General features: G+C 62.0%; 15 protein-coding genes. 3 read left to right on the forward strand and 12 right to left on the reverse strand.

Annotation, left to right across the window (positions count from 1 at the left end; genetic code table 11):
- Positions 1–21: 21 nt before the first annotated feature.
- Complete coding sequence (locus E4634_RS19785) at positions 22–702, reverse strand: Fe2+-dependent dioxygenase (protein ID WP_135446411.1); 681 nt, start codon at positions 700–702, stop codon at positions 22–24.
- Positions 703–705: 3 nt separating this feature from the next.
- On the reverse strand, positions 706–3078 hold the full coding sequence (locus E4634_RS19790; RefSeq protein ID WP_206046960.1) for a TonB-dependent receptor: 2373 nt from the start codon (positions 3076–3078) through the stop codon (positions 706–708).
- 216 nt (positions 3079–3294) lie between these two features.
- Between E4634_RS19790 and E4634_RS19795 the strand changes: the two genes are divergently transcribed.
- Positions 3295–5121: a DEAD/DEAH box helicase gene (locus E4634_RS19795; protein ID WP_135446412.1), complete on the forward strand. Its 1827-nt coding sequence runs from the start codon at positions 3295–3297 to the stop codon at positions 5119–5121.
- Between the two features lie 6 nt (positions 5122–5127).
- On the opposite strand, the gene E4634_RS19800 is transcribed toward E4634_RS19795, so the two are convergent.
- Positions 5128–5646, reverse strand: coding sequence for a DUF4823 domain-containing protein (locus tag E4634_RS19800; RefSeq protein WP_135446413.1), 519 nt, complete (start codon positions 5644–5646; stop codon positions 5128–5130).
- A 122-nt stretch (positions 5647–5768) separates the two neighbouring features.
- On the opposite strand from E4634_RS19800, the gene E4634_RS19805 reads away from it, so the two are divergent.
- Positions 5769–6329: a hypothetical protein gene (locus E4634_RS19805; protein WP_135446414.1), complete on the forward strand. Its 561-nt coding sequence runs from the start codon at positions 5769–5771 to the stop codon at positions 6327–6329.
- 54 nt (positions 6330–6383) lie between these two features.
- Here the strand turns inward: E4634_RS19805 and E4634_RS19810 are convergent, their stop codons facing one another.
- The 4 genes from E4634_RS19810 to E4634_RS19825 form a co-directional block, all read right to left on the reverse strand.
- Positions 6384–7415: a DUF7064 domain-containing protein gene (locus E4634_RS19810; RefSeq protein WP_135446415.1), complete on the reverse strand. Its 1032-nt coding sequence runs from the start codon at positions 7413–7415 to the stop codon at positions 6384–6386.
- A gap of 148 nt (positions 7416–7563) precedes the next feature.
- Positions 7564–8712, reverse strand: a complete 1149-nt coding sequence (locus E4634_RS19815) for a sulfotransferase family protein (protein WP_135446416.1) — start codon at positions 8710–8712, stop codon at positions 7564–7566.
- 156 nt (positions 8713–8868) lie between these two features.
- Positions 8869–9483, reverse strand: coding sequence for a MarC family protein (locus E4634_RS19820; RefSeq protein ID WP_135446417.1), 615 nt, complete (start codon positions 9481–9483; stop codon positions 8869–8871).
- A gap of 167 nt (positions 9484–9650) precedes the next feature.
- The gene (locus E4634_RS19825) at positions 9651–10100 is read right to left on the reverse strand and encodes a DUF3291 domain-containing protein (RefSeq protein WP_135446418.1); all 450 of its coding nucleotides are present in this window, start codon (positions 10098–10100) and stop codon (positions 9651–9653) included.
- A gap of 477 nt (positions 10101–10577) precedes the next feature.
- Here E4634_RS19825 and E4634_RS19830 point away from each other — a divergent pair, with 477 nt between their 5' ends.
- Positions 10578–11714, forward strand: coding sequence for a GGDEF domain-containing protein (locus E4634_RS19830; protein WP_135446419.1), 1137 nt, complete (start codon positions 10578–10580; stop codon positions 11712–11714).
- A 3-nt stretch (positions 11715–11717) separates the two neighbouring features.
- Here the strand turns inward: E4634_RS19830 and E4634_RS19835 are convergent, their stop codons facing one another.
- The 5 genes from E4634_RS19835 to E4634_RS19855 form a co-directional block, all read right to left on the reverse strand.
- Positions 11718–12089: a hypothetical protein gene (locus E4634_RS19835; protein ID WP_135446420.1), complete on the reverse strand. Its 372-nt coding sequence runs from the start codon at positions 12087–12089 to the stop codon at positions 11718–11720.
- A gap of 184 nt (positions 12090–12273) precedes the next feature.
- Positions 12274–12573 (reverse strand): hypothetical protein, encoded by a 300-nt coding sequence (locus E4634_RS19840; protein WP_135446421.1) that lies wholly within the window; start codon positions 12571–12573, stop codon positions 12274–12276.
- Between the two features lie 72 nt (positions 12574–12645).
- Positions 12646–13089, reverse strand: a complete 444-nt coding sequence (locus E4634_RS19845) for a hypothetical protein (RefSeq protein WP_135446422.1) — start codon at positions 13087–13089, stop codon at positions 12646–12648.
- A 325-nt stretch (positions 13090–13414) separates the two neighbouring features.
- Entirely contained in the window at positions 13415–14164 is a 750-nt protein-coding gene (locus E4634_RS19850; RefSeq protein ID WP_135446423.1) for an SDR family NAD(P)-dependent oxidoreductase, read from the reverse strand.
- Between the two features lie 766 nt (positions 14165–14930).
- Positions 14931–15323: a hypothetical protein gene (locus tag E4634_RS19855; protein WP_135446424.1), complete on the reverse strand. Its 393-nt coding sequence runs from the start codon at positions 15321–15323 to the stop codon at positions 14931–14933.
- Positions 15324–15463 lie beyond the last annotated feature (140 nt).

Here is a 15463-nt window from a genome sequence, read left to right on the forward strand (position 1 = left end):
GGCGTATCTGACCCCACTTTTTCAGAGTTGGGCGTGCTGGCGGATGAGGTTGTGGTACACGTGGTGCAGGGCGTCGAGTTGCTCGCGGGTGGCGGTGCCGGCGGCCAGCAGGGACTGGATGGCCAGGTCCAGCTCGAACAGGGTGGCGCGGGTTTCGGCGCCGGGGACCATGCTCTGCAGCCAGGTGATGGCGGCCAGGCGCTGCCCGCGGGTGACCGGGGTGACCCGGTGCAGGCTGCTGGAGGGATACACCACCATGCTGCCCGCCGGGAGCTTCAGGGCCTGTTCGCCGTAGTGCGTCTGGATGACCAGTTCGCCGCCGTCGTATTCATCCGGATCGCTGAGGAACACGGTGCCGGAGACGTCGCTGCGCAACACGTCCTGCGTACCGGGAATGCGCATGATCGCCGCATCCACGTGAAAACCGTAGGTTTCGCCCTCGCCATAGCGGTTGAAACAGGGGGGGAAGATGCGCTGCGGCAGGGCGGCGGCGGTGAACCGCGGGTTCTGGCCCAGGCGCGCCAGCAGGGCATTGGCCAGGGCGCGAACGCCGGCATCCGCCGGGTCGGCCTGGCCGTTGTTCTTGACGTCCGCCGCCATGCCCTCGGCAGTGCGGCAGCCGTCCTGCCAGGGCGCGTCGGCGAGGCGGGCGCGAAAATCGCCCACCTCCTGCGCACTCAGCAGCTGCTCGATAACTACCATCGCTTAATTGAACTCGTAGACCAGTGACAGACGCGCGCTGCGTGCGTCGCCCAGGTACATAAAGCTGCCAGAGCGATACGCCGCCGTCCAGTACTCCTCGTCGGTCACGTTGTTCACGTTGAGGCGGAAGTTCAGCTGGTCCGAGAAGTTGTAGTTCACGAACAGGTCGAACACGCCGTAGTCCGGCACCACGATGCTGTAGTCACCCAGTTCCGGGTCGAAACCCGCCGCGGAGTCCGGCTGGCCGCCGTACATCTCGCTCTGGTAGGTGTAGGCGCCGCCAAAGGCCCAGCGCTCGTTGGGCTCCCAGCGCAGCAATGCGTAGAGGCTGTCGTCGGCGAAGTTGCTCAGCGCCAGGCCCTCGTTCTCCGGGTTGAAGGAGTCGATCACCTCCGAGTCCATCAACGCCGCGCTGAGCTGGATGCTAAGCGTATCGGTGATAGCACCAGTCAGGGAGATCTCCACCCCCTCGACCCGGTTCTTGCCCGTGTTCAACGTGCCCAGCTGACTGTAGCTGTCGCCGACGCTTTCCATCACGTCGCTCTTGGTGATACGGAACACCGCGGCAGTCGCCAGCAGGCGCTCGTCGAACAGCTGCCACTTGGTACCCAGTTCGATGTTCTCGACGCTTTCCGGGTCCGCGTTTTCCGCCTGCTCCGGCGTACCGCACAGGCCGCCATAACCACAGCTGCCGCCGACGTCGGATTCGCCGCCATTAATGTTGGTCGCGGTACTGTAGGTCGCGTAGACATTGCCGGAATCACCCAGCTTGCGCACCAGGCCGATATGGCCGTTGGTCAGCGTGTCGGAGAATTCGTAGTACAGCTCGCCCGAACGCCCATTGATGTCATTACTGTAGTCGTAGGAATCCACGCGCAGGCCGAGGAAGACCTCCCAGTTGTCACCCAACTGCGTGGTGTTCATGACGTAGGCGGAAATCGTATCGATCTCATACTCCGCATCGCGCTCACCGCGGCTGAAACGACGCTGCATCAGGCCGCGCGGATCGTCGACCACATTGCCCGCAGCGTCGATGATGCAGTAGGACTCGCTGGCGCCGAAGCGGCCGCCGACCACACAGTTGGTCTCGCCGGTCGCCTCGTAGTCGTATACGCCGTTATCCACCTCTTCGGTCATGTACTCGGTACCGAACACGAAGCGGCTCTCCTGGCCGACCAGCGCGGTATCCCAGAACAGGTTTGCCTGGGCGACGCCGTACTCGATCTCCTGCCAACCCTGGTGGGTGGAGAGCGACATGGTCGGCGCGCCGGGCGCCACCGGGTCGCTCTCGTCGCGCGTGGTGCCGCGCAAGCCGGTGGTGATATAGCCGTTATCGGTGGTGCCGTAGCGCACCGCAGCCGCCAGGCGCCAGTTGTCGCTGAGCTCGCCGTTCAGGCGCAGGGTCGTGGACAGCGCCTCGGTGTCGAGGAAGTCGTTGTCCTGGGCGTAGACGGGGATGTCTTCCACCGGCTTGCGTACTTCGCGGTCGAAGTAGGAACCGAGGTCAGGCACGTCGTCCGCCTCGAGGTAGTACACGTCCGCGATGGCGTTCCAGCGGTCGTTGATATTGGCGTAGCCGGAAAGCAGCGCACCGAGTCGTTCGCGCTCCAGTCCGTCGCGGTCGGGGATCTCCTCGGAGGCGCCCAGGCCGTTGAAGCGCAGGGCAAAGTCCTCGTTGATCTGCAGGTTGCTGTCCAGGGTGACGCGGTAGTAGTCGTCGGTACCCACCGAGGCGTCCACGATGCTGAAGCTCTCGTTCGGGTTGGCCGCCTTGGTAATGGTGTTGACCGCGCCGCCGGAGGAGCCGCGGCCGGCAAAAGTGGAGCTCGGTCCCTTGGTGATCTCGATCTGCTCCGCCGCGAAGCTTTCACGCGTGGTCATGCCCGGGTCGCGGATACCGTCGACGAAGACGTCGCTGCGCGCCTCGTGGCCGCGAATCACGTAGCGGTCGCCGAAGGCGTTGCCGTTCTCGCCCGTACCCAGCGTGACGCCGGCCTGGGAGCTGAGGATTTCCTTCAGGTCGCTCTTGCCGGAGTCCAGGATCTGGGTCTGGGTAAGGATGCTCATGGTCTGCGGCGTGCCGGCGAGGTCCGACAACTGGCGCATATCCCCCGAACGACTGGCGCGGTAATTGGAACCGGACACGCCGTAGACCTCCACGATCTCGATCGAACCCGGCTTGGCCCGGGCGACCTGCCCCTCGTCGGACGCCGCACACTGCTGGGCACTGTCAGCGGGATCGCACTGCTCCGCGGGCTCCTGTGCACTGGCTGCACTGGCGGCAAACGCCAGCATCAGGGCGTTGGCTCCGAGGGCCACACCGGTCAGGCCCTTCCCCGGGGCCATCGCTTGAGTCAGGGGGTTTTTCTTGTACATCGTTACTACGCCTGTGGTGGATGTGGGTTGAAGCTAACGACTGTAAAGAATTGCCGACTTTATGTAAATAAGAATGATTAGCATTTATATTACAAATACATGCCGGGCCAGGTCCCCCGCCTTGCCCCCAGCGGCAACGTATTATTCCCATTGCAGCCCTGCGGCCCACCTGTATACTTGCCGCCCCCTTCGCCGCAGACCCCCGCAGGCCTCCCCATGTCCGCTCCCAACGACGCGACCAGCTTCGCCGACCTCGCGCTTCCCGAGCCCCTGCAACAGGGCCTGCGGGACGTCGGTTATGAAACCCCCTCCGCCATCCAGGCGCGGACCATCCCCGTGCTGCTGCGCGGCTCGGACCTCGTCGGCCAGGCCCAGACCGGCACCGGCAAGACCGCCGCTTTTGCCCTGCCCGCACTGGCGCGGCTTGACCTTGCGCGCAATGTGCCGCAGGTGCTGGTACTCGCACCCACCCGCGAGCTGGCGATCCAGGTGGCCGAGGCCTTCCAGAAGTACGCGCACTACATGCCGGGCTTTCGCATCCTGCCGCTGTACGGCGGTTCCGACTACCGCGGGCAGCTGCGCCAGCTCGAACGCGGTGTGCATGTGATCGTCGGCACCCCGGGCCGGGTGATGGACCACATGCGCCGCGGCTCCCTCAAGCTGGACACCCTGCAACTGCTGGTGCTCGACGAAGCCGACGAAATGCTGCGCATGGGCTTTATCGACGACGTGGAGTGGGTGCTCACCCAGACACCGCCCGAGCGCCAGATCGCCCTGTTCTCCGCCACCATGCCCGACGCTATCCGCCGCATTGCGCTGCAGCACCTGCGCGAGCCCGAGCAGGTGACCATCGAGACCCGCTCGGTGACCAACGAGAACATCCACCAGCGTGTCTGGATGATGGCCGGCGTGCACAAGCTGGACGCCCTCACCCGCATCCTGGAAACAGAAGACACCGACGGCATCATTATTTTCGTGCGCACGCGGCTGGCGACCACGGAACTGGCAGACAAGCTGGCGGCGCGCGGCTACGTGGCCGCGGCACTCAACGGTGACGTGGCGCAAAAGCAGCGCGAAAAAACCGTGGACCAGCTCAAGCGCGGGCAACTGGATATCCTGGTCGCCACCGACGTCGCCGCTCGCGGCCTGGACGTCGAGCGCATCAGCCACGTGATCAACTACGACATTCCCTACGATGTGGAAGCCTACGTGCACCGCATCGGCCGCACCGGCCGCGCCGGGCGCCGCGGCGAGGCGATCCTGTTCGCCGCCAACCGCGAGCGCCGCCTGCTGCGCGCCATCGAACGCGCCACCGGCCAGCCTATCGAGCCGATGACCCTGCCGAGCACCGAACAGGTAGCGGACAAGCGCGCCGAGCGCTTCCGCCAGCGCATCACCGAGGTGCTGGCAACCCGCGACATCGACACCATGCGCGAACTGGTGAGCGGCTACCAGCAGGAGCACGGCGTGCCAGTGCTGGACATCGCCGCCGCGCTGGCGATCCTGGCGCAGGGTGACAAGGCAGTGCCGGGCAAGGGTGAGCAGAAGGCCGGGGCGGATACGGGTTTTTCCGCTGCATCACACGACGGTGAGCGCGGTCCGCGCGAAAGCAGTCGTGAAAGCAATCGCGGCGAGAAACGCTACGACGATCGCGACAGCAATAAAGGCAAGCGCCCGCGCAAGGACAATGCCACCCCGGCCCACGGTATGGAGCGTTTTCGTATCGAGGTGGGCCACGACCACGGCGTGAAGCCGGGCAACATCGTCGGCGCCATCGCCAACGAGGCGGACATCGATGCGCAGTACATCGGCCACATCGACATCTTCGACGACCACAGCACCGTGGAACTGCCCGAGGGCATGCCGCGGGAGTTGTTCCAGCACCTGAAGAACGTGTGGGTGAGCGGGCAGCGCTTGCAGATCAGTCGGGTCGGTGACGGTGTGGACAAGGGCCCGGACCGGAAAGCCCGCAAGGGCAAGCCCAACCTGTCCGCGCACAAGGGCAAGAAGCCGCCCGCGAGCAAAAAAACCCGCGGGCGCTAGTCGGAATTACTTGTATAAGCCGGTCACGTAGGCCGCTGTCGGCTCCGGCAGCAGGTCCTGCGGGTGGTCGCCGCCGAAGCTGGCCCACTTGCTCTTACCGGAATAGGTAGAGTTGGAGACCTGCTTGCCGCTGGCGGTATCGAAGACCACGACCTGTATCGTGATGCGGTCCGGCTTGCCCGACCACTCGGTGGCGCGCTCCTCCCAGTGCTGGATCGACGGCGTAACCAGATAGCCGTACTTCGCCGTGTCGATGCCGGAAAGGCAGGACTCGCCGCGACAGTGGGTGGCGATATCCGCGCGAACGGCGTTACCGGCGAAGGCCGTCCGGATGGCGTCGGCGGTCATCTGGCCGGAGTTGGCATAGGTGTCGCCCTCGAACTTTCCGTCTTCAGGCACAGCGACCAGAACGCCCCTGGACGGGTCGAGTTTCCCACTGAGCGCCACGGTGTCTGAATGCTGGTAGGTGGAACTGCAGCCGGCGATGGCCAGGCTCGCGAGCGCTATCAGGAACAGTCTTTTCATCTGCATCTCCGAAAGTTCAGGGGTTGGTGAAGCTGTCCAGAACTATAGTGCAGGCGGATAAATTAGCCGGGATATTATCAACGGGCGTGCCCATTGGCAGTCGCGTCACTTACACTAGCCGGATGACACTACTCGACATCCTCACCGCCCTGCTCATCGCCGGCCTCCCCCTGTTCCTGCTGTCCCTGCTACTGGTCTCCTGGGCCCTGCACCGCGGTTGGCTGACGGGTACCAGCGTCAAGGAACTCCAGGGCAGCCTGGACGCCCTGAAAAAATCCCAGAAGGACAAGAACAACAGCAACAAGGTGGATCCGGCGCTGGGCAAGTGGCTGCGCTTCGGCGGCGGCTTTTACGGGCTGGTCGCGCTGTATACGCTGCTGGTGATCGAGCTTGTCGACGTTTTCCGTTTCCTCGCCGGGCTGGCCGAACTGGTGATCGACCTGCGCCTGGGCGCGGTGGTTGGCCTGGCGATCGAGTTTTTCGTGAACGCGATCATGAACTTTGTCACGGCGATTGCCTGGCCCGCCTACTGGCTGGCGGACTCGCGCGACGCCTGGCAATTGCTGTTCTTCGCCTACGCGGGCTACTGGCTGGGGATCAAGACGGCGCAGTATGCCTGGCAGCGCGGCTGGGTCGAGGAAGCGGCGCAGCGCATCTCCGGGCTGCTCAAGCGCGAGATCTGAACGCCCTCCACTTGTCAGCGCCTTCTACGCGCAAGCTTCTGCTGCGCTATCCAGTCAGGGCGCGCTGACCGACGAGCGCTCAATCATGCCCACCGCCTGCTGGCCGTTCCAGCGGTACACGGCGCCGCCCTGGTGCAGGTTGAGGCCCCAGATGTCCGGGTTGGAGAGCCTGAAGGTGGAGAGAATCGTGCTGCCTTCAATGCGCGTAATGCCAAGTTCGGATTCCAGCTCAAGCGCCACGTCGTCGCCGCGCGCCACGAAGTCTTTCAGCCAGGGGATGACGACTGCCTTCGCCGCGTGCATCTTCCCGTCCACATAGACAAAGCCATGGTTCCAGGGCTGCTCGCCATCGTCGTGCACGGGGTAGGCGAGGTAGCCAAAGGCGCTGCCGTCCGGGAATACGGCGCCCTGCCAGCAGTGCCCGCGCAGGAACAGGCCGTCGGTGCGGATGCTCCGGCGCTTGACGCGCATGCCGACAACGTTGATCTCCCGCTGCGCTCCGTCGACCGTCACCGTACCCTGCCCGCGCATCATCTGCTCCAGGCGCCAGCCGAGGCCGACGGACAGGCCGTCGCGCTGTTCACCCTTGCCCAGTTTGAAGAAGACTTCCGGGCGGGTGTCCTGCACGAAGGCCGGGGTGGCCATCTCCAGTTCGATGTCGTACTGCACGGGCACCTGCGCCGCGGTGTTCAGTTGCCGCGCGAGTTGCTCATCGACGTGTGTCTCCGCCATCGTGCCGTCGTAGGCGACACGCCAGCGGCGAAACGGCTGCAGGCACTGGAAGCTCAAAGGTCCGGCACCGAGGATGCTGGGCGTACCCGACGCGTCCAGCGTGCTCACCATGGGTTCCAGGCCGGCGCTGGAGAGAATGCGCCCATCGGCGAAGGCGGCCCCGGCATTGGTCCGCCGGTTTTCCCAGCTCCAGGGTTCGGCCTCGATGCCCATTCTCGGCAGGGCGAACTCCCCGCTTTCCTCGAACAGCCACATGGACGCGCCCTCGCGCACCCACTCGTAGGGCGGCGGCTCCGGGAGAAAATAGTCGTCTTCCGGGGCCAGGCCGCCGGTGAAGTCCTGGTTGATGTGCATCGCACCTACCTGTGAGTTTGTGGATCTATCCAATTCGCACCCGGCGCAACCGGTCGCGATCGGCCGGCGTACCGGCGCCTCCCGGGCGGCCCTGCTGATCCGCAAAGCCGCAACAATTAGCTAGTCGCAGACCAGCACGAGTTACACATCAACCGCCGCCGAGACCGAACCGCTCGCTGTAAAATGCGAAGCGTTCTCCCAGCGCACCGAGTTCGATGCCGTAGTCCGCGGCATCGTAGGTGTGCTCGCCGTGCTTGCCCCGCGGAGTTTCCCGGCGCCACTGCACTATCCTGTCGCGGGTTTCAGCGGTGAACTCCTCGCCCAGGAACGCGTACAGTCGCTCGAGCGTCGCGAAGGGATCCTGCTGGATGTCGTCGAAATACGCGTCGAAGAAACGCGCATCGTTGCCGCGCTCGCGAAACGCGAGCATGCGATGCAGGGCCTGCTCCCAGAATTCGGTGTTGAACCGCCCCAGGTAGTGTTTATCAAGGTGGTCGGAAAAACGCCGGGCGTGTTCGTAGTAAAGGTCCGCCACCGAGGGGATGACCCTGCGGATGTCCCGGTGCGTCATCCAGAACACCGCATCCGGGAACACCTCGTCCAGCGCCTCGATGAACATGCTGTGCGGGGGGCTTTTCAGGCGCCAGCGGTCGGGCGGGCAGCGCCACTGCAGCAGTTTCAGGGTGCGCTTGAGGTAGCGGTAGGCGGACACCATGTCCGCCTCCTCCACCAGCCAGCGCGAATAGCTGGGCACATGAAACATGGCCGAGTAGAAGTTGGACTTGAAGTCGTAGCCCATGATGATGCCGCACTCCAGGGCCGAAGTTGGCGAGGACGGCAGCATTTTTTGCAGGTTGGGATTTTCGCGGTAGCTCTGTTCCATGTTGCGCGCCATCTCCTGCACGCGGGAGTCGCTGTCTTCCTCGCCGCGCACCGGCGGGGGGCAGGGCTTCGGCCCCTCCCAGGAACGCAGGAACCGCACCGCCGGGTCCATGGCGACCATGTTGGAGAACACCGTCGAGCCGGTGCGCGGCAGGCCGAGGCCGATCAGCGGGCGGCGGATTTCGCCCTCGTCGATTTCCGGGTGACGCTGGTACCAGTCCTCCAGTTCCAGCCGGTTGACCAGCGCGCGGATGATCATTTCGTCGAAGGCGGCCTGGCCGGCGGCGGAGAGCCGCGCCTCGCTCTGCGCCGCGGCGAGCAGGCATTGCAGGCCTTCCTGATACGCGTCGTCGCCGAAATCGCCCAGACCGACGCGCTGTGACGCGCGCGCCAGGTAGTCTTCCATGCTGGCCATGGGTGAGCCTCTTATTATGTGTTGGCCGTGAGGTGTGGCGGGCGGACAAACCCCGGCGCTCGCCTGGACGCCCCGCGCCAAACGCCGGATGGGGAGAGCTTAGATCAGAATTCGCCGGGGCGGGGAACTCGGGTGCCGGAGAGCGCGGGGAGCTTGCTAGTGGCTGATCCCGAAGTACAACTCGATGCCCGCCAGGAAATTGGCCACCGCGATGGACGACAGGATCAAACCCATGACCCGGCTGACCACGCTGGCACCGCTGCGGCCGATCATTCGGTTGATGGCGCCGGAGAGCAGCATCAACACGTAGGCCACCAGCAGCACCGCCAGCAACACGAGAAAGGTCTGCGCCTGCTCGGCCAGGCTGAACTTGGAATTTTCAGTGAGCAGCACGGCGGCCAGCATGGCGCCAGGGCTGGCGATGGACGGCACGGCGAGCGGGAATATCGCCGTCTCCTGCTGCTTGTTGACCAGGCGAATCTCCTCGTCCGGCTTGCTGTCGCCGAAGATCATCTGCAGGGCAAAGATGAACAGGACGATGCCGCCCGCGATCTGGAACGCGGGAAGCGGGATGGACATCGCGGTAAGAATCAGCTCGCCTGCCACCACGAAGAACAGCAGTATGCCGGCGGCAGCGAGCGTCGCGGTCAATGCGATGCGGCGGCGGACGGAGTCTTCGAACTGGGCGGTGACGGCAATAAAGACCGGTACGGTACCTATCGGGTCCACGACCGCGAAGAACGTGATGAAGGTTGCTGCCAGGTCGATCATTGTGTTGTCTCTGAAATGCGGATGCGGAGCCTGCCCAAGGCACCCGCGACAGCGGCAACCGTCGCTGCTGCCTGTTCTTGCCAGGAGATTGGAACCAGTCGTCTGCCGCGGAGAACACGGCGATAGCCCCGCGCCTGATTATAGGGAACTGCCACGCGGTCGGCAGACTATTCGCCGGGCGGGGGAAACGCCTTCTTGAAAGTGAACGCCTGCGGGCCAGGACCCTGCTCACGCATCAGGGTCAGCCGCTCACCCGCCTCCTCGATGGAGGGCGTATGCCCGGCGGGCACCCACCACAGCACCATGTGCGACTCCGGCATCTTCTGGAACCACTCCTTCTTGCGACGCAGGATTTCCACGTGGGCGGAGCGGTACACGTAGTCGTGCAGGGCGTCGATCGACTCCCAGACCGAGAGGTTGGCGATGTAGTCGGCACCGAAGTGATCGATGCCGGTGGCGTCCCCTTCTTCGGTCTGCAAGCGCCAGACAAAACCGGGCGAGGTATCCGCCAGGGCATTGATGCGGTCGAGATTCACAACGAAATCAATCAGTTGGGGGGAGTCCAGCGGAGCGGACAGCCGGGCGATATTGAGCTGTGCCAGTTGGTGAGTGCTCACATTAGCGTTTCCTGAACAGAGAATAGGTGCGGTCATGCCGCCCGCTGAGCGCCGGTTCGTGAACACTCACAACAGTAGATGGGCCTGGTTCCCCGTGTTTCAAGGGCGATGCGCACACGTCATCCCCGACAGCGACCCGATGCGCGGCCATCCCCAGCCCGCGTGATTTCCGCCCTCACCATAAAGTCGCCATTTCCGGGGCCGATACCTCTGAATACGAAACCATTTGGCACCGCCGCAAGCGGGCCATTGGGGCAACCATGACTGTCGAATGGGAACAGGGGGCCACACCCCTGAAACATTCTTTCGGGAACTCTGACATGCATGTAGAACGGCTGAATCACGTATTGCACGGCCCGCGCTCACCCTCAGGAACCCGGTGCGTATCTGGCCGGCGGCGTGACGGCAGCATCCAGGTCCCCGCCCGGGAATCTCCCCGACATCGCCCCTGCCTCGCCACCACCCTGGAGACTGATCGTGAATCATGCATTTGAGGAGGTTTTCGACATCCCCAAACTCACCGAGTTGTGCGAGCGCTACACCAAAACCAACGGGGTAGTGACGGCACTGCTGGACCTCGAGGGCAACGTCCACGTAAAAACCGGCTGGCAGGATATCTGTACTCGCTTCCACCGGGTCAACGAGGTTTCCGCCAAGCGCTGCACGGAGAGCGACACCTGCCTCGCAGGCCAGCTTGCCGCCGGCAGCAACTACAACGTGTACCACTGCAAAAACGGCCTCGTGGACATCGCCGTGCCTATCCACGTGGACGGCGAGCACGTGGCGAATTTCTTTACCGGCCAGTTTTTCTTCGAGGCGCCCAACGAGGACTACTTCAGGAAGCAGGGCGAGGAACTCGGCTTTGAACTGATTCCGTACATGGATGCCCTGTCGCGTGTGCCAGTCTTCAAGGAAGAGGACATCCGCAAAATTGTCGAATTCCTTTCTGGGCTGGCACAGGTGTTTGGCGAAATGGCCAAGGCAAAACTGGATCTCATGGAGCTTCGCGAGGCAGAGCAAAAGCAGTTCGAAGAACTGCGCGAGGCCAAGGAGCAAATGGAGCGGCTCGCCATCGAAGATCCGCTCACCGGCCTGAAGAACCGCCGCGAGTTCTCCGCCCGGCTGGAGAGTGAATTCCACCGCGCCGGCCGCTACCAGCACCCGATGTCACTGGTGATTATCGACGTCGACAATTTCAAGGAGATCAACGATACCCACGGCCACGCAGCGGGTGACGAGGTGCTCAAGGCCGTATCCAGGTTGCTGCTTGGCTCCGTGCGCCAGTCCGACCTCGTCGCGCGCATCGGCGGGGACGAATTCTGCATCCTCTGCCCGGAGAGCAGCGCGGACGATGTCGAGGGGCTTATGGAGCGTGTATGCAGGGAGATTTCAGAGCTAGAGTTCTGTGTGCACGGGAATGCATTCCGGGTGACCTGCAGCTTCGGGCTGGCGGGGTATGTCGGGCTTTGCCGCAACCCGGACGAGTTACTGGTATGCGCAGACAAATCACTCTACGAAGCGAAACAGCGCGGCCGCAACTGCGTGGTCAAATACCTGTGCAAGGAATCCGAAAACCTCGAGCTCAAGGTGTTGATGGGGCAGGGAAGGGGCTGACCCTCACCCACGCGACAGCCGGGCACCGGCCAGGCACGCGACGACGATAGCTACCGCATAGGCCAACGCCTGCGCGGCGAGGTCCACCAGGTTGGAACTGAGAATCTCACTGGCCAGGTACTGGTAGGGGAAATATCCGGCCAGGCCCGCGAGGAACACCACGGCCAGGCTGACGTTCCGCTGCAAAAAGCCCACCACCAGTCCGGGGAGGAAAAGGACCAGTTGGCCGAGAGGCAGCACGCAGAGAAAGGTGACGGCGCCCAGGAGTTGGTCCGTGGACACGTGCTCGAGGGCGTATAGCTCCCGGCGCAGGAGGCCGGCGGCGCCTGCCAGGAGGATCAACAGGATGGCGAATATCAGGCTTCTGCCGCTCATGGGGTTTGGGGTCCTGGTGGGTTGGAGTGGGGCGGCAACAGTCTACAGCATTCACAACCCCGCGGGTCAGGCTCCTGAACTGGAGAGGGGTCAGAGTCACGACTCTGACCCCGGTTTCGCCCACCCCGACTCTAGCCCAGAGAAAGAACAGAGGTGCTACTCTGTCCACCAACCGCTCGCATCGCTAAACGGAGGGCACCATCTGGTAGACTCTTACAATGAGAGCCAGCGGGGGAACAACTGCCACTAGCGCCAACACCGACACCAGAACCTGCTTCCAACAAACAAGTTTGTAGATTCCCGTAACGACAGCGGCAATCCAGGCCAGGAAGCCAATCAGACCGATCGGGAGTGCGATTGTCGCTACTACCACCTTCGGCAGACCCAGCGCGAACAGAACACCAAACGCAAGATACATAAGCGGAATCAACAACCAGCCAGTAAGGGCGAGCAGCAAGGGATTTCCGATGATTTTCTTAAGCATGGAAACTCGGCAGCAATCCTGAACGTGACACCTCGTTACGGCATGAAAAGCGATGCCTACCGCGAAGTTCTGTCACTGGGAAGCGCGCTTCAAATATTCCTTCCAAACGAATCCACCAAAGGTAGCAAATCCATAGACGTGGTCAGCGTCCAGGAAGTAAAAGCGGTCGATGGAATTGTCATCCACTTCGTAGACCTCCATCACGAATAGCGGACCCTGCTGGTGAGAATAAACGACCTCCATGGCGTATGGACCGGCCACATTACCATTCGACCAAAGGTTTTCCCTGGTTTCCTGGGTCAACCTGAACTTCACGTTTCTTCCGCAGGGGCCGTCTCTGTAGCAAGCCACCAGATGTTCCGGAGCGCCTTCTGTGCTCTCCAGTTCAGCGAGTGTCTTCTCGTGGTCGAATTCCCAGATACCTGGCAGCCAGCTTTCGTCTGCTGTAACGCCACAGGACGCAATCACAAGGGATATAGCGACAGCTTTCGGGAAGAGAGAGTTAACTGAACTCATCAGTCATCCCGGGTTCTCATCGTCACTGTCTCGCCGCTTGACACGCAGGTAGCGAACAATGGAACTGTGACCCGTAACACCATAGAAGCCAAAATAGCAGGCCATTAGAATCATGCCCACCATGTTGTGTGTTTCAATCGGCGCGCCGTCTTCAATTGAGCGCCAGGCCTCGGAAACACAAAAGAGCAAGAGGCATGCGCATAGTAGAAATCCGAGAAATCTGAGAGTACTCAATGGGAAGAGACTACCGGATTTACCAAGAATATCCATACGCACACATTAAGAACAAAATACTCAGCTTTCACGCTCTGTGGAACGAGGATATTCACCCGCTAACCTTCAAGGATTCTCCCGTCATATGACGGGCCGCCGGTGACCCGAGGAACAAAGCCACATCCGCAACATCCTCGGCAACCGCGACTCGCTGCAGCGTGCCGGACTGACTGACGCGCTCGCGCATCTTCTCGATACCACCGGGCGGCGCCTGCTTCTGGAACCACTCCGTATCGATGAACCCGGGGCAGATGTTATTGACGCGGATGCGCGGCCCCATCTCACGCGCCAGCCACTGGCCAAGTGCGATCATGCCGGCCTTGGAGGCAGTGTAGGAGGGTGAGGTGCCGATACCGGAGAGCCCTGCCACAGAGGCCGTGTTGACGATGGCGGCACGGTCCGAGGCTTCAAGCAGCGGACGCGCTGCCCTGGCCATCTGGAATGCGCCGATGACATTTACGCGATAGTCGTAGAGGAAGTCTTCGGCGGTGTAGGAGTTGAAGTCGCCGTCGCGGGCTACACCGGCGTTGTTGAACAGGGCGTCGATTCGACCGTAGGGTTGGGCAGAGGCGATGATTTTCTGGCAGTCGTCCTCTTCGGCTACGTTACCCTGGACGACTATTGCTTCGGCGCCGGCGGAGCGAACCATTTCTGCGGTTTGTTCTGCAGGGGCGGGGTTGTTGGCGTAGTTGATGACTACCGCGAGCGCGCCAGTGTTGGCGGCGCCAGAAGCTATGGCTCGGCCCAGGCCTGTAGACGCCCCGGTTACGACCACTACACTCTTCTTGTACGAAACTGGCATTGAGCTTCCATCGTATGTTGCGTTTCCAGCAGGGACTCCATGAGAGCCAACTGCTAAAACGATTCCAGATATCTATTTGTATAGCGGCAGCCGAAGGGTGTCCTCAAGCGTGCCGCCGACACTCATGCGCGATGCAAGCTCCGCACATGCCGGCCTCAGTAGAGGCGAAACGCGGCGGAACGGAGGTACGACCGCTACATGCGGGGGCAATAGCGGTTCGCTCCTGCGGCATCACAAAGACACGAATTCATCGATTTGCCTCGTAGTAAAGATAGCCAACATGGACCGCTGGTACTACAGCAGGCGCTCCGAGCGCAAACAGCCCGGAAAGCTCTGAATGAGGCAAAAATCGGACAATGGACTGCTCCCACCCCCTACTCCCCCCAAAAACCACCTCGCCTGCGCCGAACAATACAATCAATACTGATACGCTATATAAAAGAATGAATCCTACCCAATCAGGCCTCTTGAGGGCCGCAGACCCCGTCTTCAAATATCGGACCAAACTCACAGATACCGAGGATAACGATGCCATACAAACCAGAAAGGGCAGGGCAATGAACAGAAATACGCCGGACTCTCCAATAGTGGTGAAAATCAGCCCTGCACTCGGGACCGCAATAAGTACGGAGAGAACGCATAGAGGAACTAGAAGAATGATTCCTTCAGCCCATAAAATTTGGCGTCCAATCCTCAAGGTACATCACGCCTAAGGCTGCGGCGTGTGAGCGGCTCCCGCGTGAAGCGCCCTTGCTGCATTGACTCGCTAAGCATAATCCGCGCTCCACGTGATGCCAGATATCGACTGATTTTCCTCCAGCACCGACGCGACACCCTCAAGAAGCGCGGACGCGGCCTCAGTAGGAGCCTTGTTCCGGCCAAAGATACCCTTGGCTCTTGGAGAGAGATAAATGCGCCGCCGGTCTACGCCGTCTGGATCGTTTCCACAGCAACGCCAATACTCGTTGTCCTCAACAACGTACTCGATAAACCAGCCCCAATCTTCGATATTCGGATAGGTAGTCTCTATACCAATCTTGGCCAGTTCCTGGCAGAGCCACCACGCCAGTTCTGCACCGTAGACTTGTGGACTGACTTGAGCATCTTCAGAAAGAACGGGTCGAAAGATATCGGATGTGAATTCTACGCACGTATTCATCGGAGTATGCTTAACGCCGCGCTCTGCGGCAAATTTGGAGCGGAGCGCAAAATTTGTCAGACAGCAGCGCCTTGTTATACGGTGCCTGCATCTGAATCTAATCATACAATTTGTCCAAACGCGTTACTCCATTCTACGCT

The sequence above is a fragment of the Mangrovimicrobium sediminis genome (assembly GCF_004745945.1).
Lineage (GTDB): Bacteria > Pseudomonadota > Gammaproteobacteria > Pseudomonadales > Halieaceae > Mangrovimicrobium > Mangrovimicrobium sediminis.

Bases quoted from the DNA above. Each gene is read 5' to 3' on its own strand.
- E4634_RS19820 (WP_135446417.1), bottom strand. From the start codon at position 9,483: ATGATCGACCTGGCAGCAACCTTCATCACGTTCTTCGCGGTCGTGGAC.
- E4634_RS19800 (WP_135446413.1), bottom strand. From the start codon at position 5,646: ATGAAAAGACTGTTCCTGATAGCGCTCGCGAGCCTGGCCATCGCCGGC.
- E4634_RS19850 (WP_135446423.1), bottom strand. From the start codon at position 14,164: ATGCCAGTTTCGTACAAGAAGAGTGTAGTGGTCGTAACCGGGGCGTCT.
- E4634_RS19790 (WP_206046960.1), bottom strand. From the start codon at position 3,078: ATGTACAAGAAAAACCCCCTGACTCAAGCGATGGCCCCGGGGAAGGGC.
- E4634_RS19855 (WP_135446424.1), bottom strand. From the start codon at position 15,323: ATGAATACGTGCGTAGAATTCACATCCGATATCTTTCGACCCGTTCTT.
- E4634_RS19845 (WP_135446422.1), bottom strand. From the start codon at position 13,089: ATGAGTTCAGTTAACTCTCTCTTCCCGAAAGCTGTCGCTATATCCCTT.
- E4634_RS19835 (WP_135446420.1), bottom strand. From the start codon at position 12,089: ATGAGCGGCAGAAGCCTGATATTCGCCATCCTGTTGATCCTCCTGGCA.
- E4634_RS19805 (WP_135446414.1), top strand. From the start codon at position 5,769: ATGACACTACTCGACATCCTCACCGCCCTGCTCATCGCCGGCCTCCCC.
- E4634_RS19785 (WP_135446411.1), bottom strand. From the start codon at position 702: ATGGTAGTTATCGAGCAGCTGCTGAGTGCGCAGGAGGTGGGCGATTTT.
- E4634_RS19810 (WP_135446415.1), bottom strand. From the start codon at position 7,415: ATGCACATCAACCAGGACTTCACCGGCGGCCTGGCCCCGGAAGACGAC.
- E4634_RS19795 (WP_135446412.1), top strand. From the start codon at position 3,295: ATGTCCGCTCCCAACGACGCGACCAGCTTCGCCGACCTCGCGCTTCCC.
- E4634_RS19840 (WP_135446421.1), bottom strand. From the start codon at position 12,573: ATGCTTAAGAAAATCATCGGAAATCCCTTGCTGCTCGCCCTTACTGGC.
- E4634_RS19815 (WP_135446416.1), bottom strand. From the start codon at position 8,712: ATGGCCAGCATGGAAGACTACCTGGCGCGCGCGTCACAGCGCGTCGGT.